The organism is Geobacillus sp. GHH01 (assembly GCF_000336445.1).
Lineage (GTDB): Bacteria > Bacillota > Bacilli > Bacillales > Anoxybacillaceae > Geobacillus > Geobacillus zalihae.
In genome coordinates this window covers 1,427,370-1,448,269 of record NC_020210.1, presented here as the reverse complement: position 1 = coordinate 1,448,269, position 20,900 = coordinate 1,427,370, and the positions used below count along the sequence as shown (strand labels likewise).

General features: G+C 53.8%; 16 protein-coding genes and 1 pseudogene. 5 read left to right on the top strand and 12 right to left on the bottom strand.

Translation table 11 applies throughout. From position 1 onward, the window contains the following. The first annotated feature begins 1 nt into the window (after nucleotide 1). On the top strand, nucleotides 2–664 hold the full coding sequence (locus GHH_RS07120; RefSeq protein ID WP_015374632.1) for an SIMPL domain-containing protein: 663 nt from the start codon (nucleotides 2–4) through the stop codon (nucleotides 662–664). On the opposite strand, the gene GHH_RS07115 is transcribed toward GHH_RS07120, so the two are convergent. The 6 genes and pseudogenes from GHH_RS07115 to GHH_RS07090 all read right to left on the bottom strand — a co-directional run bounded on the left by GHH_RS07115 (nucleotide 654) and on the right by GHH_RS07090 (nucleotide 6,854). Beyond that, complete coding sequence (locus GHH_RS07115; protein WP_015374631.1) at nucleotides 654–1,403, bottom strand: hypothetical protein; 750 nt, start codon at nucleotides 1,401–1,403, stop codon at nucleotides 654–656. The two genes, GHH_RS07120 and GHH_RS07115, sit on opposite strands and share 11 nt — an antisense overlap. Before the next feature lie 134 nt (nucleotides 1,404–1,537). Continuing rightward, nucleotides 1,538–2,803 (bottom strand): MFS transporter, encoded by a 1,266-nt coding sequence (locus GHH_RS07110; protein WP_015374630.1) that lies wholly within the window; start codon nucleotides 2,801–2,803, stop codon nucleotides 1,538–1,540. Between the two features lie 210 nt (nucleotides 2,804–3,013). Beyond that, the gene (locus GHH_RS07105) at nucleotides 3,014–3,748 is read right to left on the bottom strand and encodes a CAP domain-containing protein (protein ID WP_015374629.1); all 735 of its coding nucleotides are present in this window, start codon (nucleotides 3,746–3,748) and stop codon (nucleotides 3,014–3,016) included. A 459-nt stretch (nucleotides 3,749–4,207) separates the two neighbouring features. Next, nucleotides 4,208–4,438 carry a glycosyl hydrolase-related protein gene (locus tag GHH_RS07100; RefSeq protein WP_015374628.1) on the bottom strand — a complete coding sequence of 77 codons (231 nt, stop codon included), beginning with the start codon at nucleotides 4,436–4,438 and terminating at the stop codon, nucleotides 4,208–4,210. A gap of 79 nt (nucleotides 4,439–4,517) precedes the next feature. Then, nucleotides 4,518–5,271 (bottom strand): annotated as a pseudogene (locus GHH_RS07095) (SIS domain-containing protein). Nucleotides 5,272–5,417: 146 nt separating this feature from the next. Next, nucleotides 5,418–6,854 (bottom strand): NAD-dependent malic enzyme, encoded by a 1,437-nt coding sequence (locus GHH_RS07090; protein WP_011230936.1) that lies wholly within the window; start codon nucleotides 6,852–6,854, stop codon nucleotides 5,418–5,420. On the opposite strand from GHH_RS07090, the gene GHH_RS18865 reads away from it, so the two are divergent. Beyond that, complete coding sequence (locus GHH_RS18865; protein ID WP_133051530.1) at nucleotides 6,823–7,245, top strand: hypothetical protein; 423 nt, start codon at nucleotides 6,823–6,825, stop codon at nucleotides 7,243–7,245. The two genes, GHH_RS07090 and GHH_RS18865, sit on opposite strands and share 32 nt — an antisense overlap. On the opposite strand, the gene GHH_RS07085 is transcribed toward GHH_RS18865, so the two are convergent. Further along, nucleotides 7,214–7,765 (bottom strand): DJ-1/PfpI family protein, encoded by a 552-nt coding sequence (locus tag GHH_RS07085; RefSeq protein WP_015374626.1) that lies wholly within the window; start codon nucleotides 7,763–7,765, stop codon nucleotides 7,214–7,216. The genes GHH_RS18865 and GHH_RS07085 overlap by 32 nt on opposite strands. Before the next feature lie 145 nt (nucleotides 7,766–7,910). On the opposite strand from GHH_RS07085, the gene GHH_RS07080 reads away from it, so the two are divergent. Both GHH_RS07080 and GHH_RS07075 read left to right on the top strand, forming a co-directional pair. Continuing rightward, nucleotides 7,911–8,639: an NAD-dependent deacylase gene (locus tag GHH_RS07080; protein ID WP_015374625.1), complete on the top strand. Its 729-nt coding sequence runs from the start codon at nucleotides 7,911–7,913 to the stop codon at nucleotides 8,637–8,639. Further along, nucleotides 8,636–9,508 carry a fructosamine kinase family protein gene (locus tag GHH_RS07075; RefSeq protein WP_015374624.1) on the top strand — a complete coding sequence of 291 codons (873 nt, stop codon included), beginning with the start codon at nucleotides 8,636–8,638 and terminating at the stop codon, nucleotides 9,506–9,508. Before GHH_RS07080 ends, GHH_RS07075 begins: the two co-directional genes overlap by 4 nt. Before the next feature lie 24 nt (nucleotides 9,509–9,532). Here the strand turns inward: GHH_RS07075 and GHH_RS07070 are convergent, their stop codons facing one another. The 5 genes from GHH_RS07070 to gltB all read right to left on the bottom strand — a co-directional run bounded on the left by GHH_RS07070 (nucleotide 9,533) and on the right by gltB (nucleotide 19,691). Continuing rightward, the gene (locus tag GHH_RS07070) at nucleotides 9,533–11,626 is read right to left on the bottom strand and encodes a GDYXXLXY domain-containing protein (RefSeq protein ID WP_015374623.1); all 2,094 of its coding nucleotides are present in this window, start codon (nucleotides 11,624–11,626) and stop codon (nucleotides 9,533–9,535) included. Nucleotides 11,627–11,772: 146 nt separating this feature from the next. Then, nucleotides 11,773–12,645, bottom strand: a complete 873-nt coding sequence (locus GHH_RS07065) for a hypothetical protein (RefSeq protein WP_015374622.1) — start codon at nucleotides 12,643–12,645, stop codon at nucleotides 11,773–11,775. Between the two features lie 176 nt (nucleotides 12,646–12,821). Continuing rightward, entirely contained in the window at nucleotides 12,822–13,418 is a 597-nt protein-coding gene (locus GHH_RS07060) for a phosphatase PAP2 family protein (protein WP_015374621.1), read from the bottom strand. A gap of 79 nt (nucleotides 13,419–13,497) precedes the next feature. After that, nucleotides 13,498–14,982: a glutamate synthase subunit beta gene (locus GHH_RS07055; RefSeq protein WP_015374620.1), complete on the bottom strand. Its 1,485-nt coding sequence runs from the start codon at nucleotides 14,980–14,982 to the stop codon at nucleotides 13,498–13,500. Between the two features lie 146 nt (nucleotides 14,983–15,128). Next, on the bottom strand, nucleotides 15,129–19,691 hold the full coding sequence (gltB, locus tag GHH_RS07050) for a glutamate synthase large subunit (RefSeq protein WP_015374619.1): 4,563 nt from the start codon (nucleotides 19,689–19,691) through the stop codon (nucleotides 15,129–15,131). Nucleotides 19,692–19,816: 125 nt separating this feature from the next. On the opposite strand from gltB, the gene GHH_RS07045 reads away from it, so the two are divergent. Then, a complete protein-coding gene (locus tag GHH_RS07045; protein WP_015374618.1) occupies nucleotides 19,817–20,728 on the top strand; it encodes a LysR family transcriptional regulator in 912 nt (303 codons plus the stop codon). The last annotated feature ends 172 nt before the right edge of the window (nucleotides 20,729–20,900 follow it).

Sequence of the window (20,900 nt, the reverse complement as noted above, 5' to 3'; positions counted from 1 at the left end):
GATGCAGCCTTGGCACCGCCCCACACCGCCAACCGCCTCCCGCGCCGCACTGACCGTCACCGGCCAAGGGACAGTCAGCGCCAAGCCAGACACCGTCCTCATTGCGATCGGGGTGCGCACCGAACACGTCCATATTCAAGAAGCGCTTGCTGACAACGCGAAACGCACCGACGCAGTCATTGGAGCACTCAAGGCGCTTGGCGTGCAAACAGAAGATTTGGAGACGACGGCGTTTTCCATCTATCCCCAATACGAACATCACAATGGAGCCGACGTATTATCCAGCTATAGAGTCGAACATTGGCTTGAAATCACCGTCCGCGACCCTAAAAAAGCCGGCGCCATTTACGAGGCGGCCGTTGCCCATGGAGCAAACCTCGCCCGCGGCTTGGAATTCCGTCTAGCAAACGAACAAGCCCATTACCAGCAGGCATTGGCGTTGGCCGTGAAAAACGCCAAAGAAAAAGCGCTGGCCATCGCCCGCGCTCTCAGCTTGCCTCTTTATGACACGCCGATTGAACTGAAAGAACAGTCATCGATCCGGCCGTCGCCATACGGTCCGGCTGTTCTCAGCGTTTCCTCATCAGCGCCGCCTGTGCAGACGCAAGATGTTGTCATTACCGCCGTCGTGGAAGCGGTATTTGCTTATTCGTTCATTTCGTGATATCGACTTCATGGACGCGGGCGCCGCCAAACAGCTCGACGCGGACGGTTTTCTTTTTCCCATTCGAATGGACGACGGTTACAGCGTACGCGCCCGGCAAATACGGGCCGATTTTTTTGACAAATGGGTCTTTCGTCGCCTCCTCTTCCGTTTTCACCCCATTGACGACAAGCAACGCCTCCGGATCATCGACGCGCACATGGAGAAAATAGAGGGCTGGCTCAAACACATACCGGTCCTCAAACACGTGAATCGTAAACACCGGCGGGTGAGATGTCAATCCTTTAATATACACGTGGCCGCTCTTGCGCTGGCGGGCAAACTCCCGATCTAGCTGTTCATACGCTTCTGGGTGCCGTTCCACATACGCGAACAACGGCGCCAACGTTTTCTCGTTGATCGGCACGCTTTCCGCCGTCACCCGCAGCATCGCCTGCAAAGCGGCCACATCGCGGTCTTCGATCGCATCTTTTAAGCGCATAATCGCCATTTCTCGGCTCGCGGCCGTCTTCAACGCCCCATACCCGCTCCAAAGAAGCGTGCTCGCCCCCCACAGAACGACGATGGCGACAAGCAGCCAGCCGATGAGACGGTATTGCTTTTTTCTCCTCTTTTCCCGAGACAAAACGCGCGCCTGCTGCCTCTTTTCGCTGCGCGCCAACGCCGCGGCGCCGTTCTGACCGCCGCGGCTTCCCGTTCCCCCCTCAATGGCATCCGGTTCGAACACGCGCGGTTTCATGAGCGCTTCCCCTCTCCTTCTCGCTGTCTAGTTCCACTTTATGTCAGAGACAGGGAATATATGTTACACGAACAACGGTGCGCTTTTTATTATACCCGCCTGAGCGAAAAACGGATAGCCGTTTGCACCGCCCATTATCGCAAAAACGAAGCGTTCGGTCGCTCCATTCGCCGCCCGACTTGTTGAAACATCCAGGCGTATAAGGCCGCGCTTCCTAGCGCCAGCATCCCAAGGACAACGAACGTCCATGCATAGCCGATCCATTCCGCAGCGACGAGCGACAGCGGCGCCAACATCCGCCCGATCGTAAAACGGAGACTGGCGGCGGCAAAATATTGGCCGCGCATCACCTCCGGAGCCAAGCGGGAAATGAACGACTGCTGCAAGCCAGCTGTCATCAGCTCAGCCAGCGTAAACAGCGCCATGACCGCGATCAATCCGAGCAGCGAAGACGTTTGACTAAACAGCCACATCGAAATGCCGTATAAGAGGGATGAACCGACAAACGCCTGCCGCTCCGAGTAGCGAGACATCCAACGCGTCACAGCCACCGTGCATAGTGCGACCAACAGACCGTTTTCGGCAATGAGCCAACTAAAGGCGCTCGCGCCGTCAATCGTCCATCCTGCCCATGTTTCGGCTTCGACCGTTTCTTTTGTATATACCGGGATCAGCAAGTCAAGCTGTGTAAACGTTTGTGCCACCAACACTCCAGCAACGATAAACAGGAAAAAGACACGGTCGCGGACAATGATGGCATACTGCTTGAACTGCGTGCGCAAAAAAGACTGCCATGTCCCTCTCCTTTGTTGGCCGGCTGCGGCTAGAGGCGCCGTCTCACGCAACGTTTTGGAGAGCAGTGTTGCCATCGCAAAACATGAACATGCCGCCAAAAGCAATAAGGCAAACCGATGCTCAGCATAAAAAAGACCGCCAATTGTCGGGCCGATGACAACCGAAATATTGATGGATGTGTAAAACACAGCAAACACATCGCTCCGGTCTTTCTCCGGAACCACATCGGACACCATCGCCTGGCTCGCCGGCCAATAAAATGACCCGCAAATGCCAGCCAGCGTAAAACTAAGAAATCCAACAAACGGCGACGACCACCAAGGGGAGCTGGCCAAGGCGAAAACGAAAAACGCCGCCCCCTGTCCATAGGCGGATAACACCATCATCCGCTTGCGTCCGAATACATCAGCACAATAGCCGCCCATTAAATTGGTGATGACCGAGAACAACTGCGAAACAATCAACAACAACCCCGCTGTCTCTTTGCCAAAGGCATCGGCAAAATAAATCGATATAAACGGAAAAAACATCCAAAAGGTCGTATTCATGAGCGCCTCGCCAAACAGGCGCACTTTTAGGTTGCGGTCCCAATCGCGTATTCGCATCCGCTGTCCCCCTAATCTTTCGTCTTTCGAATTTCTTTGGAAATTATATCATATTTTGATAGGGGATCGGAGAAATATTTTTCAAATAAAAAAGGGCTGAACCAAAAGGGTGTTTTTCCTTAAACGAAACACAACATATTGTTTCATGACTATATAAAAAAGGTGTCCCGATCCTTTTGGGACACCCTCGACTTGCATTTCGTTTGTCTCTTACTTGCGGATGAATTGCTGTGTCCAAATATATCCATTTTCTTCAAAACCAACGCCGATATGCGTAAAGTTTTTGTTCAAAATGTTTGCCCGATGGCCTTCACTGTTCATCCACGCATTGACCACTTCTTGCGGGGTGCGTTGGCCTTTGGCAATGTTTTCCCCGGCAGCCGTGTACGAGATGCCGAATTTTTTCATCATCTCAAATGGAGAACCGTACGTCGGGCTGTTGTGCGAGAAGTAGTGGTTCACCGCCATATCGCGCGATTTTTCGCGGGCGACTTTGCTGAGGGCCAAGTCAACTTGAAGCGGCGGCAAGCCGTATTTTGCCCGCTCTTTATTCGTCAGTTCAACGACTTGTTGCTCATAGGCGTTTAAGCCAGTTGCTTTTTGCGGCGCTGCTGTTGGGGCCGTCGCTGGCGTTTTTGCCGATGCTTGCGTATTCGCAGCCGGTTTCGTCGCTGGCTGTTTGACCGTTGCCGGCGCCTGCGGTTTTGTCGTTGGCTGTTTTGCCGCCGGTTGTTGGGTTGCCGGTTTTACCGGTTGGAACGACACGAACGGGAAGTATTGTTGCAGCCATTTCTCAAAATCTTGAACGTTTGTGCTGACATATTTTACTTGATACGCATTCGCTGTCGGACACGTCGTCCCAGCTGCTTCCGTTTTCGTTGCCGCGAACGAAGCGCCGGCGAGCGCGACCGAAGCGGCGATGGTTGCTAACGTTTTTTTCTTCATCGGAATTCCTCCTTGTATCCTCTATTTGAAAGTTTCAGAGATCTTGCGTCCGTCAGTCATGCCTACACGATGAGATTCGAAGAGGAACGGTTTCGTTGTTCCCTTGCCTTCGCCCTCATTATAACACGGGTTTTTTGTAATATTTTTGGGCTAAAATGGAAAAAAACGCAGGCTGGCAACACCCGGAAAAACAAGCGCTTGTTTTCATTGCCAGTTGGCTGCCCATCACGGCAGTTGCAACGATTGGAAGCGGCATCCTTTCACTAACTGCCCTTCCTTTTTCCCCTCTATTATTCTAGCCACCCACATTTTTCTAGGAAAAAGGGAGTTGACAGCCTCTTTTTTGGACCATTTCGTTTAACAATTGTTACAGCTGTGTTACAAAACAGATGATCATGTTTCTCCTGTTGTGTCAAACAGAAAAAGCCGGGGTTGCAAGCCCCAGCTTTGATGACCATTTTATTCTTTATCAACGACAAGCACGGTTTGCACTTCGTTCGGTTTCACCTCGACCACAAACGTTCCGCATTCGTCCGCCGCGAGCGAGTCAAGCAGCTCCTCGTTGAGATTCGTGCGAAAAACGCCCGAGAACGGCTTGTTCCATTGGAACGCCGCCGTCGTTATCGTTGGCGTTGAATTGTAAAAGAGGAGCTTATCGGCATACAGCCGCACCCGTTCGTCAAAGCGCATCGATCTCCATCCCCCACCGTCTCATCGTTTGCTACTATTTTAACAAGAACGGATGGCGATTGGCTATAGAGCGCCTCTTCTATTGCGATAGTTGATGCCCCTCAACCAACACCGGAATGCGCGCTTTATACTTCTCCACCCATCGGCGGTTATGTTCATCCGCCCCCTCAATGTTGCCGCTTAAAAAGACGGGCGGCTCAAATCCATTTTCCACCATGAGGACAATCGCCTCGGCGAAAACGGCGTTTAAAATCGCGCTGCCGATCACGGTCGAAGTAGGGGCAAATGACGGAAACATTCGGATGAGCTAAAATCGCGTCTCCTCTCACACAATGATTGTCAATCACCAAGTCCACCACTTCATACAATAACCGACCGCTCTTATGCCGCGACGGTTGACTCTTCGAATATTCCAAAGATGTAATCGCGATCGTATACGCTCCTTTCTCTTTTGCCGCCAACGCCACATCAATCGGAACCGGATTGCGCCCCGATGTGGACAACACAAAAAACACATCTTCAGGACGGATATCCTCATGATTGATAAAATGTTGTGCGAAATCATTCATTCTCTCCAACATGGACGACCGCACCGCCCCTTCGTGAAGCATCAGCGGCTCGACAAAGATCGGTTTCACCGGAACAAGCCCTCCCGCCCGGTAAAACACTTCCTCTGCTAAAATATGAGAATGGCCGCATCCGAATAACTGAACGATTCCGCCGTTTTGAATCGCTTCGCTTACCATATGGGCGGCCTTTTTTAGATTGTCCTTTTCATGGCTTAAAACGAGTTCCAGACGTTCATTGATTTTTTGGAAATATTGATCGATCATCGGCCATTCGCCCCTTAAGCGCTTGGTTTCCTATCCCTAAACTAGATTTAGCCCGCCGCAGCCACGGTTAGACCCGCTCCTGCAGCCAAAAAAACGGCTTCCCCTATATAAGGAAGCCGTCCGTCGGTTCCATCGCATTCCTTGCTTTACTGCCCTGTATATCCGCCAACCGGGATATTGTCCTTCCGCGCCACCCCAGTGCGGTAAGCGGCTTCGATGACCGCTTGTCTGACGCGTTCAACGACTTTGCTGTTGAAGACGCTCGGGATGATGTATGTTTCGTTCAATTCATCCTCCGTCACGACAGAGGCAATCGCCTTCGCGGCAGCGAGCTTCATTTCCTCGTTAATTTCTCTCGCCCGGCAGTCGAGCGCCCCGCGGAAAATGCCCGGGAAGCAAAGGACGTTGTTAATTTGGTTCGGATAATCAGAACGTCCGGTCGCCATAACGCGCACGTACGGTTCGGCCAGCTCCGGATCAATTTCCGGAATCGGGTTGGCCATCGCAAACACGATCGGGTCGCGCGCCATTTTTTTCACATCTTCCACTTTTAAAATGCCGGGAGCTGAGACGCCAATAAACACATCTGCGCCGGCGATGACATCGGACAAGCTTCCTTTCAGATTATCCGGGTTCGTGATTTGCGCATATTCTTGCCAATACGGATTTTCATACGTTTCATCGCGATGGATGGCGCCATGACGGTCGACCCCGATAATGTTGCGTACGCCGGCCGCAAGCAAAATTTTCGTGCAGGCGATGCCAGCGGCGCCAATGCCGGTGAGAACCACTTTAATGTCCTCGAGCTTTTTGTCGACGATTTTCAACGCATTAAGCAACCCGGCCAAGAGCACGACCGCCGTGCCGTGTTGGTCGTCATGGAACACCGGGATGTCAAGCTCTTCCTTCAACCGCTTTTCAATCTCAAAGCAGCGCGGAGCGGAAATGTCTTCGAGATTAATGCCGCCAAACGCCGGAGCGATCGCTTTCACAATTTGGATGATCTCTTCCGTATCTTTCGTGTTCAAGCAAATCGGAAACGCGTCCACTCCGGCAAACTCCTTAAACAGCATCGCTTTCCCTTCCATGACCGGCATCGCCGCATACGGGCCGATGTCGCCAAGCCCGAGCACCGCCGTGCCATCCGAGACGACGGCTACCGTATTCCGTTTAATCGTCAGCGAATACGCCTTGCGCGGATCCTCAGCGATGGCCGTGCAGACGCGCGCCACGCCCGGCGTGTACACTCGCGACAAGTCATCACGCGTTTTCACTGGGATTTTTGAATTTGTTTCAATTTTCCCCCCGATGTGCATCAAAAACGTGCGGTCGGAAACGTTGATGATTTTGACGCCTTGAATTTTTTTCAGCGCCTCAATGATCAAATCGCACTGCTTCGTGTCGAGCGCGCTGACGGTGATGTCGCGCACCGTATGGACTTTGCTTGATGAAATGACGTCAATCCCGACAATGTCCCCGCCCGCTTTGCCAATCGCGGCGGCGATATCGCTGAATGAGACGATATCTTTTTCGAACTGGAGACGAATCGTAATGTTCATTGCTGCCCCGCCTGGTAATGCCATAGATAACCGCCTTCCTTTTCTCTATTTCATGGTAAGACACTCTATGGTACAAATGTTATCTCATGAATGGGAAAAAGACAACCCTTATCCTCCATCAACCTCTTTTCCGCGGCCGCTTCTTGCTTACCGCCGCATTGCGTTTAGGCTTGGGGCTATGCGGTCCATTTTCGAATTCGCCACCGGTGCGGCCATCCCATTCGGCATCTATTGGGCAATCAAAGCACGGAACAAAATGGAGGTCGCCAAGCAACCATCTGTCCTGCCGCCCCACACGGTTGGTCTGAACGGCAAACGGTCGGGAACACAACAAAACAACGGCCTCCCTTCCTTTCACCCAAAGGGAGGCCATTCTCTTCCACTTATTGAAGCAAGCGGAGAAATTCACGCATAAACGCCGGCAAATCCGGCCACGCATGAGCGGAGACAAGGTTGCCGTCAACATGGACCGTATTGTCAGACACATACGTTGCTCCGAGCGCTTCGACACCGGGTTTGCAGGCAATATACGCTGTCAAGCTCCGTCCTTTCAACAAATCCGGCATCGTTTCAAAAATGAGCGAGGCGTGGCAAATTGCGGCAATCGGCTTATTCGCTTCAAAGAAATGGCGAACGATTCGTTGCACGTTCTCATCAAGGCGAATGTATTCCGGAGCGCGCCCGCCCGGAATGACCAATCCGTCGTATTGCGCCGGGTCAACCTCGGGGAACGACGCATGAGCGTCGATCAAATAGCCTTGTTTTTCTACATACGTATCCCAATCGGCAAAATCATGAACGACCGTGTGCAGTTTCTTTTTCTTCGGCGCGGCAATCGTCGCTTCATAACCTTCTTCAAGCAAACGGTAATACGGATAGTATACTTCAAGCGCCTCAACAGCATCACCCGCGATGATCAGCACTTTTTTGCTCATGGATTCCCGCCTCCTTGTCCATTTTTTTCTTTCATTTCTATCATACTGGAAACGAGTGAAAAGGAAAAGTAAAATGATTGGTGGAAAGGTATGAAGCAGCAGAAACGAGAGTCGCTATGGTTGCGACAGTAAGGAGGGAAACAGAATGACCATCACCTCATGGCTGGCCGCCTCGCGCCACACCGTCGTGCTGACCGGCGCCGGCATGTCAACCGAAAGCGGGCTGCCCGATTTCCGCTCGCCGCGCACCGGGCTGTGGGCGCGTTTTAACCCGAGCGAACTCGCTACCATCGATGCGCTGTACCATCGCCGTGAATCGTTCGTCGAGTTTTACCAATATCGCATTCGCACATTGCAACAGTGCCAACCGCATGACGGACACCGCTTATTGGCCGATTGGGAGCGGCGCGGGATCGTGCAAACGATTGTGACGCAAAATGTCGATGGCTTTCACCAAGAAGCGGGAAGCCGACGCGTCATCGAACTTCATGGCTCGCTCCGCACCGTCCATTGTCAGCGGTGCGGGCAATCAAAGCCCAGCTTTGTCTATTTGCACGGTGTGTTGACGTGCGAATGCGGCGGAGTTTTGCGCCCGTCGGTCGTGTTGTTTGGCGAGCCGTTGCCGGAGAAAGCCATCACGGAAGCATGGAAGGTTGCCCAACAGGCTGATCTATTCCTCGTGCTCGGCTCCTCCCTGCAAGTGTCGCCGGCCAATCAACTGCCGCTTGTCGCCAAACGAAACGGTGCGAAGCTTGTCATCATCAATTGGGAGCCGACTGACTTGGACGATCTCGCCGATGCTGTCATCCATCAGCGAAAAATCGGTGAAGTGCTGAACGAGCTCAATGAGCAATTGGCGGAGGTGAATCCATGACTAAAGAAATCATGTTGCAAATGGCGCTCGAATCGATCGGCGACCACTCCCCCATCCGCCATTGGCGCCGCGTATCAGGCGGCGACATCAATGACGTCTATCGCGTCCAAAGCGGCAAACAAACGTACTTTATCAAAATGCAACGTTTCCCGCCGAGTGGATTTTTCGCTGCCGAACAGATGGGCCTCGAGCTGATCAGGCAAGCACGCGCCATCAACGTTCCGCATACCTTCGGCTTCGGGGAAGCGGACGGCTGGGGCTGGCTCGTCTTGGAGTGGATCGAAGGAACAGAAACGGAACAGACGGCCGAACAGCTCGGCCGCGGCCTTGCCCGCCTCCATCAATGCCGCGGACCGGCGTTTGGCCTTGACCGCGATACCTATATCGGCATGCTGCCGCAGCGCAACGGCTGGTACGGCCGCTGGCCCGACTATTACCGCGACGCCCGCCTTAGACCACAAATGACGCGAGCGGCGGCAAGAGGCCTCCTGCCCGCCAAGCGGCGCAAACGTCTCGAATGGCTGCTCGAGCGGCTTGACCAATGGCTCCCAGATGACTGTTTTCCGTCGCTTTTGCATGGCGATTTATGGAGCGGCAACTGGATTCCAGGGCCAGACGGAGTGCCGTATTTGACCGATCCGTCTGTTTTATATGGCCATCATGAGTTTGAGATCGCGTTTACCGAGCTGTTTGGCGGCTTCCCATCCCGATTTTACGACAGCTATCGCGAGCTTATGCCGCTCTCGGCTGATTATCATGACCGAAAACCACTCTACCAGCTGTTTTACTTGCTCGTTCATCTCAATTTATTTGGCGAAACATACGGCAACGCTGTTGACCGCGTGCTGGATCGTTACGCGGGGGAGTAGTTTTTCCTGCTTCCCCCGCCATCCTTATTCAGCACGGATCGCTTCGAGCAGCGCATCACCGTTTTCGCTCACGCGCACATAGGCAAACCGAACATTCTCTTGCCGTTTCATCCCCGTTTTTTCCGGAATGAAATACGATTCAATGCCATACACGACTTGCGGGCCGTGAAACGTACCGGTGATGATCACGTCCCCCGGTTGCGGCGTGTATCCCGGCCTTTTTTCCCCATTGACCATATATACGCCAGCCAAACGGTGCACCCCGTCCTCTCCTTTTCGCAGCCCGACTTGCACCCGTCCGCTTCCGTCAAGCGACGGAATGGTGGAAATATCGTACCGAAGCTGAATATAATCCCCTTGCAGCATGGAACGTGGATCGATCGGCTCAAGCTCCAGCTTTACGACGTCACCATATCGCAGCAATCGCTCTTTTTGCCACACGGTATAGCCTAAAAATGAAAATTGAGCGATCACGACTATGAGCGTCAACAACGAAACGCGCCGCCCCCAGCGCACGCCCCGCCCCCATGTGAAGCCATTTCGTTTCTCAAGCCATACCGCCCATGCGAGCAACACCGCTCCCGCCGCCAGCAAACTGACCGATTTATGAAGCAAATTCCATGCGAGTTCATAATATTTCAGCACGAGATAAAGCGCTGTGTACACCCAAGCGGTCTTCCGCTCCAGTTGCCGACCGCGGAAAAGAAAGAAGGCAAGCGCCAAAATCATGGCGATATTCAACGTCACGTACAGTCCATCAGCCGCAAACACATCAACGCTTGTCGCGATCCCAAGCGCGCCGAACGCCAAGACAAGCGGAGTGAGAAACGGCGTTCCGCGAAAGCGGCCATACGCATACAACCCGCCGCTGACCAAAGCCAAGGTGAGCAACACCTTCCGGCCGTCATCCATCACCGAACTTAAGGCGATCCCGAAATAGACCGTCAGCGCCACCGTCGTCAACCGGCGCACTCCGCTGTCTGATGATCCGATGACGCCAATCGCGAGCCCAATGGCATAGAGGAACAGAGCCGACCGCGAGACCTCCCACGCCATCGCCACCCCGAGCCCATAGCCAACAGCCAGCAGTGTATAACGAACGACCGGATTCCAACGCCGACCAAATGAGGCAGGAACGACAAACCCAAAGATGGAAATGAAAAAGAGCACGTAAGGAGACCATGACTCTGTCCAAAGGAAATACAAGCCAAGCAGGCTTTGTATGGCCAACGCCGAAGCCGCGAGCGTGACAATCGCTTGAAACACCGCCAAAAACCGCCTTCCAGCTTTCGTCTCCGCTGAAAACAGCCCAGCCCGCCGCAATAGCACAACGCCGCCGTATAGCACTGCAGCGGCTGCCATAAGCCCAATAAGAAGCAACCACGTTTCAAAATGATCAGCGAGCAGGCGAATGTATTGAATCAACAAAAACAGCCCGGCAAACAAACTCGTCAACAACACATACAGCCGCTGCTTGGCGATGACAAGAAAATAATAAAGAAGCCCAGCAAGCAACGCCGCATAAACGTATGGCCACCATGCGTCGCGCCCATAGGAAAAACCGGTTACATCAATCACAAGCAGCCAACCTTGCATGGCCATGTAAGCCAAGCAAGCCATGAGCGGTGTCCGAACGAAAATAAAAAGAACACCGTTTACGATCACGAATAACGATAGCACGCCAAACGAAGACCATTCCGTCCACTCAATCCGATAAGCGGACGGAAAATAATAAAACCAGCACGCAAGCTGCAGCAACCCAATCGCGATCACAGACAGCACCCGTTCTTTTGTCAGTGACGCCAGCACAGCAGTCGGCGCAAGCCAGGCAAGAAACAGCCAATAACTGTCAGCATGCGAATTGTAAATTTGGCCGAGCAGCGCCAACGCAATGCCAAATGACAACACCCCGCCGATCAGCATCCAGCGCCCTAAGAAACGATGGCGGCCCCAAAGCGCCGCGCTTGCGATGTAAAATGCCGCCATCACGCCGATGCTGATCCCGACTTTCACCTCTCGCCCCATCTCCGGCCAGTTGGCGGCAAAAAAATACACAATGCCGGCAATGATGCACAAAAACGCCAACGCATACCCCGTTTTTACGATACGGGCCGCCATATCGCTTCCCCCTTGTGACTTGATCTTTTCTATAACATATGCTGAAAAAGCTGTCTAGAAGACCAGTGAAAACACGCCTTATTCCATCGCATTTTCCTAGTTACCACCGGCCTTTTAGACTTTTTTCTTTGTTGCGGTGAAGAACATTATGGTTGGAGATAATTTTTTAAGTGGAAAATTTCCATATCATGCTCTGCGACTTTTTTCATCAAATAATCGATGGATGCCTGTTTAGAAGAGAACTCGCGCGAAGCCATATCAAGAGCGGCCTGATGCTTATGAAGCATGTTCTCGATGTGGCGAAAATGGCTCCGCATTTCTGTTGTGAGGTTGTCAACTTTTTCTTCGACCCGTTCAACTTTCGCTTCAAGCCGTTGTTGCCCTTCTTTGAGCGTTTGCACGTCGCCCTTGATCATGTCCATGTCCGCTTTCAACGTTTGCACGTCGCCTTTGACCGCGTCCATGTCCGCTTTCAACGTTTGCACGTCGCCTTTGACCGCGTCCATGTCCGCTTTCAACGTTTGCACGTCACCTTTGACCGCGTCCATGTCCGCTTTCAACGTTTGCACGTCGCCTTTGACCATGTCCATGTTCGCTTTTAATGTGCGCACATCCTCTTCCACCCGGTGAAGCCGCTGTTCCAAGCGGGCTTGTCCCTTCTGTAACAACTGCACTTCATCTTCCAGCCGCGCCTGTCCTTCCTTGAGCGCTTGCACCTCGCCTTCCAAGCGCGCCTGTCCTTCCTTGAGCACCTGCACTTCTCCTTCGAGGCGTGCTTGCCCTTCTTTGAGCGCCCGCACCTCGCCTTCGAGGCGCGCCTGCCCTTCTTTGAGCGCCTGCACCTCGCCTTCGAGGCGTGTCTGCCCTTCTTTGAGCGCCTGCACCTCGCCTTCGAGGCGCGCCTGTCCTTCTTGAAGCGCTCGGACATTTCCTTCGATCCGATCGAGCCGCACGTGGATGGGATTGAGCTTTTGGTCAAGCAGTTCGGCCATCATTTGCACGAGTTCGGCTTGCTCCATCGTTTCACCTCCTTTTCCCCATTGTATCATTGTCTCGGTCAACGCGATAGTATAGAAAAAGAGATTTTCTCCCTAATTTCGACAACGGCAAAGCTCAACACAAAGCCGCAAAATTTGCTTTTCACCGCGCGAAATCAAAACAAAAATCGTTTTTTGTCCATGTTCTAAAATCCGCTTCAGCGAGTGAACCTACGGTAAAGAGCCAGGCAGGCTGATACATAGGCAACCCCGAGCAAAAACCCACCAAGCACATCAGATGGATAATGCACTTGCAGACTTAACCTGCTTAAGCCAGTCAACAGGGCAAGCGCTCCAAAAACGCCGTAAATCGCGGCCCGCTCGCCGCGCTTCGGGCGCGTTTGCGCCAAAAAGTACGCCAAAATCAACAAGTAAATCGTCCCGATCATCGCGTGGCCGCTTGGAAAACTAAATCCACCGATTTCAGCATGAGGAGGTCGAGGCCGTCCAATGATATGTTTTAGCCACTCATTGATGCCATATCCCCCGCCAACAGCGGCCACAACCAACACCATTCCGTAGACGTCGCGGCGAAAAAACCATAAACCAATGACAAGCATAATGCTGATGGTGCCAATCGTCTTTCCATTGCCAAGAAACGTAAACGGGTCAAGCCAATTCCAATAATCAAACAGACGCAGCCCCTCTTCATCCATTCTCTCCGTCCATCCAGCGGCCACGCCTGTCCAAACAAGCAAAAAAAGGCCCAGACTCATAGCCGCAGTGATCCATAATCGTCGATTCATGCTGAGCATCACTCTCCTCCTTATATCTTCTTTTCCAGAAAAACAAAAAATCCTCCTTAAAAAGCGGTGCTTTTTAAGGAGGGATCCATCACCACGGCAACTTCGTCTCTCCCATCAGGAACCGATCGACTTCACGAGCCGCCCCTCGGCCTTCATGGATGGCCCAGACAATTAAGCTTTGGCCGCGGCGGGCGTCGCCGGCGGCAAACACGCCCTCGATGTTTGTTGTATATTTGCCGTATGGGGCTTTCACTTTGTTGTTGGCCGTTTCAACGCCAAACTGCTTCAACAACGGCTGCTCTGGCCCTTCAAACCCGATGGCGATAAACACCAAATCGCACGGCCATACTTGTTCCGTCCCCGGAATTTCTTTAAAGATCGCTTTGCCGTTTTCATCGATGATTTTTTCCATTTGAATCGTATGCAGCTCTTTCACGCGGCCGTGCTCGTCGCCAACGATTTTCTTTGTTTGAATGCAATATTGACGCGGGTCGGCGCCGAATTTCGCTTTTGCTTCTTCATACGCGTAGTCAAGCGTAAAGACGAGCGGATATTGCGGCCACGGATTATCGTCCGGGCGCTTGTCCGGCAAGGCAGGGTGTTTGCCGAACTGGACGACGCTTTTGCAGCCTTGGCGCAGCGCGGTCGCCACACAGTCGGCCCCCGTGTCGCCGCCGCCGATCACAATGACACGTTTTCCCTTGGCATCGATAAACTGGCCGTCGGCAAAATTCGAATCCAATAAACTTTTCGTCACGCCGGTCAAATAATCCATCGCAAAATGGACACCCTCAAGCTCCCGGCCTTCAATGGCCAAATCGCGCTGCTTTTGCGCACCGATGCACAAGACGACGGCGTCGTACTGAGCACGCAGTTCGTCAGCCGTAATATCTTTGCCGACTTCGGTGTTCGTAATAAACGTGATGCCTTCCTCTTCGAGCAGACGCACCCGCCGCTCGACCACTTCTTTTTCCAACTTCATATTCGGAATGCCGTACATCAATAAGCCGCCGATGCGGTCAGCCCGCTCATACACCGTCACCGAATGGCCGGCTTGGTTGAGTTGGTCAGCGCAGGCCAACCCGGCCGGGCCGGAGCCGACGATGGCCACCTTTTTCCCCGTGCGCGTCTTCGGGATGCGCGGTTTCACCCATCCCTCGGCAAACCCTTTATCAATAATGGCCCGTTCGATTCCTTTAATCGCAACCGCTGGGTCGGAAATGGCCACCGTGCACGATCCTTCGCACGGCGCCGGACAGACGCGGCCGGTAAATTCTGGGAAGTTGTTGGTCTTTAAAAGTCGGTCAAGCGCTTCTTTCCAACGGCCTCGGTACACCAAATCGTTCCATTCTGGGATCAAGTTGTGCACCGGACACCCCGAGGTAAGGCCGTTTAGCTCCAATCCCATATGACAAAACGGCGTGCCACAGTCCATACAGCGGGCGCCTTGGCGGGCCAGCACCTCTTCCGAAAACGGCTGTGTATATTCTTTCCAATCATCAAGACGGGAAAGCGGGTCGCGCTTTTTTTCTTCCTCGCGTGCATATTCCATAAACCCTGTTGCTTTTCCCACGATGGTTCCCCTCCTTCTTTCCGTACACGTCCTCTCTTCTCCCCGATGCGGCCTTCCCGCCTGTTAGGCCAGTTAAAAAGCGAGCCCCGCGCGGCCGCGGGGCCAAAGCGGCGCCGTCGCCCTGCGGCCGTCCGCAAGCTGCGGCGTTACTTCGCTACCGCCTCGAGCTGATGGGCGCCGCCGACAGCCGCCGCTTTTTTCCGTTTCGCCACCGTTTCAAACGCCGCCATGACGGCTTCTTCATGTGAAAACCCAGATTGCTCGAGCGTTTGAATCGTTTCCATCATCAGTTTATAGTTGCGCGGAATGACTTTGACAAACCGGCGGACATACGCATCCCACTCTTCGAGCACTAACGCCGCCCGCGGGCTTCCCGTATAGCGGTAATGGTTTTCGATCATCCGACGCACGTCGCGAATTTCTTCCTCGTCTTCGAGCCGCTCAAACGAGACGAGCTCAAGGTTGGCGGTTTGCTGCCAGCTGTCTTCGTCAGCGAGAACGTAAGCGATGCCCCCGGACATGCCAGCGGCGAAGTTTTTGCCAACCGAACCGAGGATGACGACGCGGCCGCCGGTCATATATTCACACCCGTGATCGCCGACTCCTTCGACAACAGCATGGACGCCGCTGTTGCGCACACAGAACCGTTCACCGGCGCGGCCGCGAATGTACGCCTCGCCGCTCGTCGCCCCGTAGAAAGCGACGTTGCCGATAATGACATTGTCCGCTGCGGCAAACGGCGCCTCATGCGGCGGACGGACGATCACTTTGCCGCCGGAAAGCCCTTTGCCGACGTAGTCGTTCGCGTCGCCGACGAGCTCGAGCGTCATCCCTTTCGGCACAAACGCCGCAAAACTTTGCCCGGCCGATCCGGTGAAATGGAGGCGGATCGTATCATCCGGCAACCCTTCCTCACCGTAGCGTTTCGAAATCTCGCTGCCGGTCATCGCCCCGACCGTGCGGTGGACGTTGCGGATGGCGAGGTGAAGTTCGACCGGCTCCTGCCGTTCAAGCGCTGGCTGCACCGCCGGCAAAATTTCTGTATGATCAAGCGTCTCTTCCAAACGATGGTTTTGCCCTTTGATGCAAGTGCGCGGGCCATCGACTTGGTACAAGAGGCGGGACAAGTCAAGATGTTTCGCTTTCCAATGCGCTTTCGCCCGTTCGCTCACTTTCAAGACGTCAACGCGGCCGACCATTTCGTCGATCGTGCGGAAGCCGAGCTCCGCCATAATTTCCCGCACTTCTTGAGCGACAAAGTACATAAAGTTGACGACATGTTCGGGCTTCCCGGTAAATTTCTTGCGCAGCTCCGGATTTTGCGTCGCCACGCCGACCGGGCACGTATCCAAATGACAGACGCGCATCATGACACAGCCTAAAACAACGAGCGGGGCGGTCGCAAACCCGAATTCTTCGGCGCCAAACAGCGCCGCCATCACGACATCGCGGCCGGTCATCAGTTTGCCGTCGGTTTCTAGAACGACGCGGTCGCGCAACCCATTGAGCATGAGCGTCTGGTGCGTTTCCGCCAATCCAAGCTCCCACGGCAGGCCGGCGTGCTTAATGCTCGTTTTCGGCGAAGCGCCCGTGCCGCCGTCATAGCCGCTGATGACAATGACATCGGCGTTCCCTTTCGCCACGCCAGCGGCGATCGTGCCGACGCCGGCTTTGGCGACGAGCTTCACGCTGATGCGCGCATCTTTGTTGGCGTTTTTCAAGTCATAAATGAGCTGGGCCAAATCTTCAATCGAGTAAATGTCATGGTGCGGCGGCGGGGAAATGAGCTCGACTCCCGGCGTTGAGCCGCGCACTTTGCCGACCCACGGATACACTTTGTTGGCCGGAAGCTGCCCGCCTTCACCCGGTTTTGCCCCTTGCGCCATTTTGATTTGCAATTCATCGGCATTGACCAAATAATGGCTTTTTACGCCAAAACGTCCGGATGCCACTTGTTTGATCGCGCTGCGGCGCCAGTCGCCGTTTTCATCTTTCACATAGCGGGCCGGGTCTTCGCCGCCCTCGCCGCTGTTGCTTTTTCCGCCGATCCGGTTCATAGCGATCGCCAGCGCCTCATGGGCTTCCTGGCTGATCGAGCCGAACGACATCGCCCCGGTTTTAAAGCGGCGGACGATCGACTCGACCGGTTCGACTTCGTCAATCGGCACCGGTGTCCGGTCCGGATCGAAGTCGAACAAGTTGCGCAAGAACGTCAACTGTTCTTCATTCGCCAGTTTGGAATATTGTTTATACAAATTGTAGTCGTTTTTCCGGCACGCCCACTGCAGCAAATGGATCGTCTTCGGGTTGAATGCATGATGTTCGCCGTTGCGCCGCCATTGCAACTCGCTGCCCGTATCGAGCACATCGTCTTCATGCCGCGCGCCGAAAGCGGCTTCGTGGCGCATTTTCGCTTCTTTTGCAATTTCCGCAAGCCCGATGCCGCCAATTTGCGACGCCGTGCCGGTGAAGTATTCCTCAATGACATCGTTGCCGATGCCGACGGCCTCAAAAATTTGCGCGCCGCGGTAGCTTTGCACCGTCGAAATGCCCATTTTCGACATCACTTTGACGACACCGTCAACAGCCGCCTTGATATATGTTTTCACCGCTTCACGGTAAGACAAGGCGATCGTGCCGTTTTCTGACGCTTGGCGGATCGTCTCGAGCGCCAAGTACGGGTTGATGGCGTCCGCCCCGTAGCCGATGAGCGCCGCAAAATGATGCACTTCACGCGCTTCGCCGCTTTCGACCAGCAGGCTGACGTTCGTGCGCGTCCCTTTGCGGACAAGGTGTTGATGAAGCCCGCTTACCGCCAGCAACACCGGAATCGCCACATGCGTTTCATCGACGCCGCGGTCGGACAACACGAGGAGCGCCGCGCCGTTTGCAATGGCTTCATCCGCTTTGGCAAACAGCTCATCAAGCGCCTGTTTCAAGTCATCCGTAAACAGCGTCGGCAGCACCACACAGGCAAACTCCGGATACGGATTGGCTTTTAACGCCGCCAGTTCCTCGTTCGTCAACAGCGGCGTCTCAAGGCGGATGCGCCGCGCCGCTTTGGCGTCCGGATGCAAAATGTTCCCTTCTTTGCCAAGCAACGTCATCGTTGACGTGACGACATATTCGCGAATCGCATCAATCGGCGGATTTGTCACTTGGGCGAACAGCTGCTTGAAGTAGTTGAACAAACTTTGCGGCCGCTCCGACAGCACGGCAAGCGGCGCGTCCATGCCCATGGCGCCGGTCGGATCTTTTCCTTCCGCCGCCATCGGCAAAATCGTTTTTTCCACATCTTCAAACGTGTAGCCGAACGCTTTTTGCAGTTTGACGAGTTGCTTCGGCGCTTCGACGTCCTCCGGAATTTCCAGATCGCCAAGCGTGATCATTTGCTCGTTGATCCATTGGCGATATGGCTTTTCATGAGCCATTTCTTCCTTGATTTCCTGGTCGGAGATGATGCGCCCTTGCTCGAGGTCAACCAAAAGCATTTTCCCCGGGCTCAGCCGTTCCTTATATAAAATGTTGTTCGGGTCGACATCAATGACGCCGACTTCGGATGAGAAAATAATGTAGTCGTCTTTGGTGACGTAATAGCGGGCCGGACGCAAGCCGTTCCGGTCCAAAATGGCGCCGATTTGCTTGCCGTCGGTGAACGAAATCGCCGTCGGTCCATCCCACGGCTCCATGAGACAGCTATGGTACTCGTAAAACGCCTTTTTCGCCCCGTCCATCTGCTCATCCCAAAACCACGGTTCCGGAATGAGCATCATCGCGACATGGGCCGGCTTCCGGCCAGCAAGAACGAAAAATTCGAACGCATTGTCCAAAATCGACGAGTCGCTGCCGTTCGTATCCAAAATCGGCACGACTTTTTCCAAATCCGCGCCGAACGCTTCGGACACAAATTGTTTCTCGCGCGCCGCCATCCAGTTGACGTTGCCGCGCAGCGTGTTGATCTCGCCGTTATGGATCAAGTAGCGGTTCGGATGGGCCCGCTCCCAGCTCGGAAACGTGTTCGTGCTGAAGCGCGAGTGCACGAGAGCAAACGCCGAACGGAACCGTTCATCTTGCAAATCCAAATAAAACGCATCGATTTGTTCCGGCGTCAAAAGCCCTTTATACACGATCGTTCGGCTCGAGAAGCTCGCTACATAGCACTCGTTGTGTTCCACACATTTTTCGAATTGTTTGCGGATCACATACAGCTTCCGTTCAAACGCCAACTCATCAGCCACGTCATCACTTGCCGCGACAAACACTTGACGGACGAACGGCTTGCTTTGCCGCGCCAGTTTGCCAAGCTTGTCGTTGTCAACGGGCACGGTCCGCCAACCGAGCAGGCGCTGCCCCTCTTTCGCAACGATTTCATTGAATTTCGCTTCGTAATACGCCCGCTTCTCTTCCTGTTCCGGCAAAAAGAACATTCCGACCCCGTAGCGCCCTTTTTCCGGCAAGTTCATCCCACCGCACACCGCTTGAAAGTACTCATGCGGAATTTGCGTCATAATGCCCGCGCCATCACCTGTTTCCGGATCGCTTCCTTGTCCGCCGCGGTGTTCAAGCTGGCGAAGCATATGGAGCGCTTTTTCGATAATGTCATGTGACGGTTTTCCTTTCAAATGAGCATAAAACCCGATCCCGCATGCATCATGTTCAAATTCCGGGCGATACAGCCCTTGTGCTTCCGGTAATCCGTAGTGTTTCATGCTGCCTTCCCCTCCCGTTCCGAATTGTCTGTAATATTCATTGTAGTTTTCAAAATTAATATAAACAATATATAATTTAGATAAAATCCATCTCTTTTTGCGATCAATCAAAAGGAGGGAGAAAAATGGAGCTGCGGCAACTGCAATATTTCGTGGAAGTCGCCCGGCGCGAACACGTCTCCGAAGCCGCCGACGCCCTCCATGTCGCGCAGTCGGCGATCAGCCGGCAAATTGCCAACCTCGAAGCGGAGCTTGGCGTGCAGCTGTTTGAACGGGAAGGGCGAAACGTGAAGCTCACCCCGATCGGCCGCCATTTTTTGCCGCACGCCGAAGCGGTGTTAAAGGCGGTCGAGGATGCAAAGCAACAAATCGAAGAGTATTTGGACCCGGAACGCGGAACGATTAAAATCGGGTTTCCGACAAGCCTGGCAAGCCACATGATGCCGATGGTCATCTCCGCCTTTAAAGCGGAGCACCCAAACGTCTCGTTCCATCTCCGCCAAGGGTCGTACTATTATTTAATCGAAGCGGTGAAAAAACGGGAGATCGACCTTGCCTTTCTCGGACCGATTCCGGTTCGTGAAATCGGCATTAAAGGAGAAATTTTGTTTTCCGAACCGTTTGCCGCCCTCCTGCCGAACAGCCATCCGCTCGCCCGCCGCGACCGGATCGTATTGAACGAACTGCGCCATGATCCATTTGTAACGTTTCCAAAAGGATACATTTTGCATCAAATCGTTATTGACGCTTGCCACCAAGCCGGATTTTCGCCCAACATTTCATCGGAAGGCGAAGATCTCGATGCCATTAAAGGGCTTGTCTCCGCTGGCATCGGCGTGACCCTCCTGCCGGAAAGCGCCTTGTCGGAAAGCCTTCTTCGCTACGCCGCCAAAGTGCCAATCGAGATGCCGCAAGTAAAGCGCAACGTCGGCATTATCATTTCCGACCACCACGAACTCGCTCCGTCGGTGAAAGTGTTTTACCGGTTTGTGAAAGACTTTTTCGCGGAGCTCGAGCGGTATCAATTGCGGGGATGAACGCTCCCCCGCCTACGCTCACGTCGAAAAATGGGTTCGAGATCACAAAAAAAAGACGCAGGTGCTTCCCCCTGCGTCTTTCCTTTCTTCTTCTGCACACTTCCCCTTTCCGTCGCCTTCACTCATCAAGGATCATTCAAAAAGAAGATGTGGAGAGCACCAAGTTCGGACG

Excerpts from the sequence above, each read along its gene's own strand:
- GHH_RS07105 (WP_015374629.1), bottom strand. The coding sequence starts at position 3,748 with ATGAAGAAAAAAACGTTAGCAACCATCGCCGCTTCGGTCGCGCTCGCC.
- gltB (WP_015374619.1), bottom strand. The coding sequence starts at position 19,691 with ATGAAACACTACGGATTACCGGAAGCACAAGGGCTGTATCGCCCGGAA.
- GHH_RS07060 (WP_015374621.1), bottom strand. The coding sequence starts at position 13,418 with ATGCTCAGCATGAATCGACGATTATGGATCACTGCGGCTATGAGTCTG.
- GHH_RS07120 (WP_015374632.1), top strand. The coding sequence starts at position 2 with ATGCAGCCTTGGCACCGCCCCACACCGCCAACCGCCTCCCGCGCCGCA.
- GHH_RS07080 (WP_015374625.1), top strand. The coding sequence starts at position 7,911 with ATGACCATCACCTCATGGCTGGCCGCCTCGCGCCACACCGTCGTGCTG.
- GHH_RS07065 (WP_015374622.1), bottom strand. The coding sequence starts at position 12,645 with ATGGAGCAAGCCGAACTCGTGCAAATGATGGCCGAACTGCTTGACCAA.
- GHH_RS07110 (WP_015374630.1), bottom strand. The coding sequence starts at position 2,803 with ATGCGAATACGCGATTGGGACCGCAACCTAAAAGTGCGCCTGTTTGGC.
- GHH_RS07090 (WP_011230936.1), bottom strand. The coding sequence starts at position 6,854 with ATGGCATTACCAGGCGGGGCAGCAATGAACATTACGATTCGTCTCCAG.
- GHH_RS07100 (WP_015374628.1), bottom strand. The coding sequence starts at position 4,438 with ATGCGCTTTGACGAACGGGTGCGGCTGTATGCCGATAAGCTCCTCTTT.
- GHH_RS07115 (WP_015374631.1), bottom strand. The coding sequence starts at position 1,403 with ATGAAACCGCGCGTGTTCGAACCGGATGCCATTGAGGGGGGAACGGGA.
- GHH_RS07085 (WP_015374626.1), bottom strand. The coding sequence starts at position 7,765 with ATGAGCAAAAAAGTGCTGATCATCGCGGGTGATGCTGTTGAGGCGCTT.
- GHH_RS07070 (WP_015374623.1), bottom strand. The coding sequence starts at position 11,626 with ATGGCGGCCCGTATCGTAAAAACGGGGTATGCGTTGGCGTTTTTGTGC.
- GHH_RS07045 (WP_015374618.1), top strand. The coding sequence starts at position 19,817 with ATGGAGCTGCGGCAACTGCAATATTTCGTGGAAGTCGCCCGGCGCGAA.
- GHH_RS07075 (WP_015374624.1), top strand. The coding sequence starts at position 8,636 with ATGACTAAAGAAATCATGTTGCAAATGGCGCTCGAATCGATCGGCGAC.
- GHH_RS18865 (WP_133051530.1), top strand. The coding sequence starts at position 6,823 with ATGTTCATTGCTGCCCCGCCTGGTAATGCCATAGATAACCGCCTTCCT.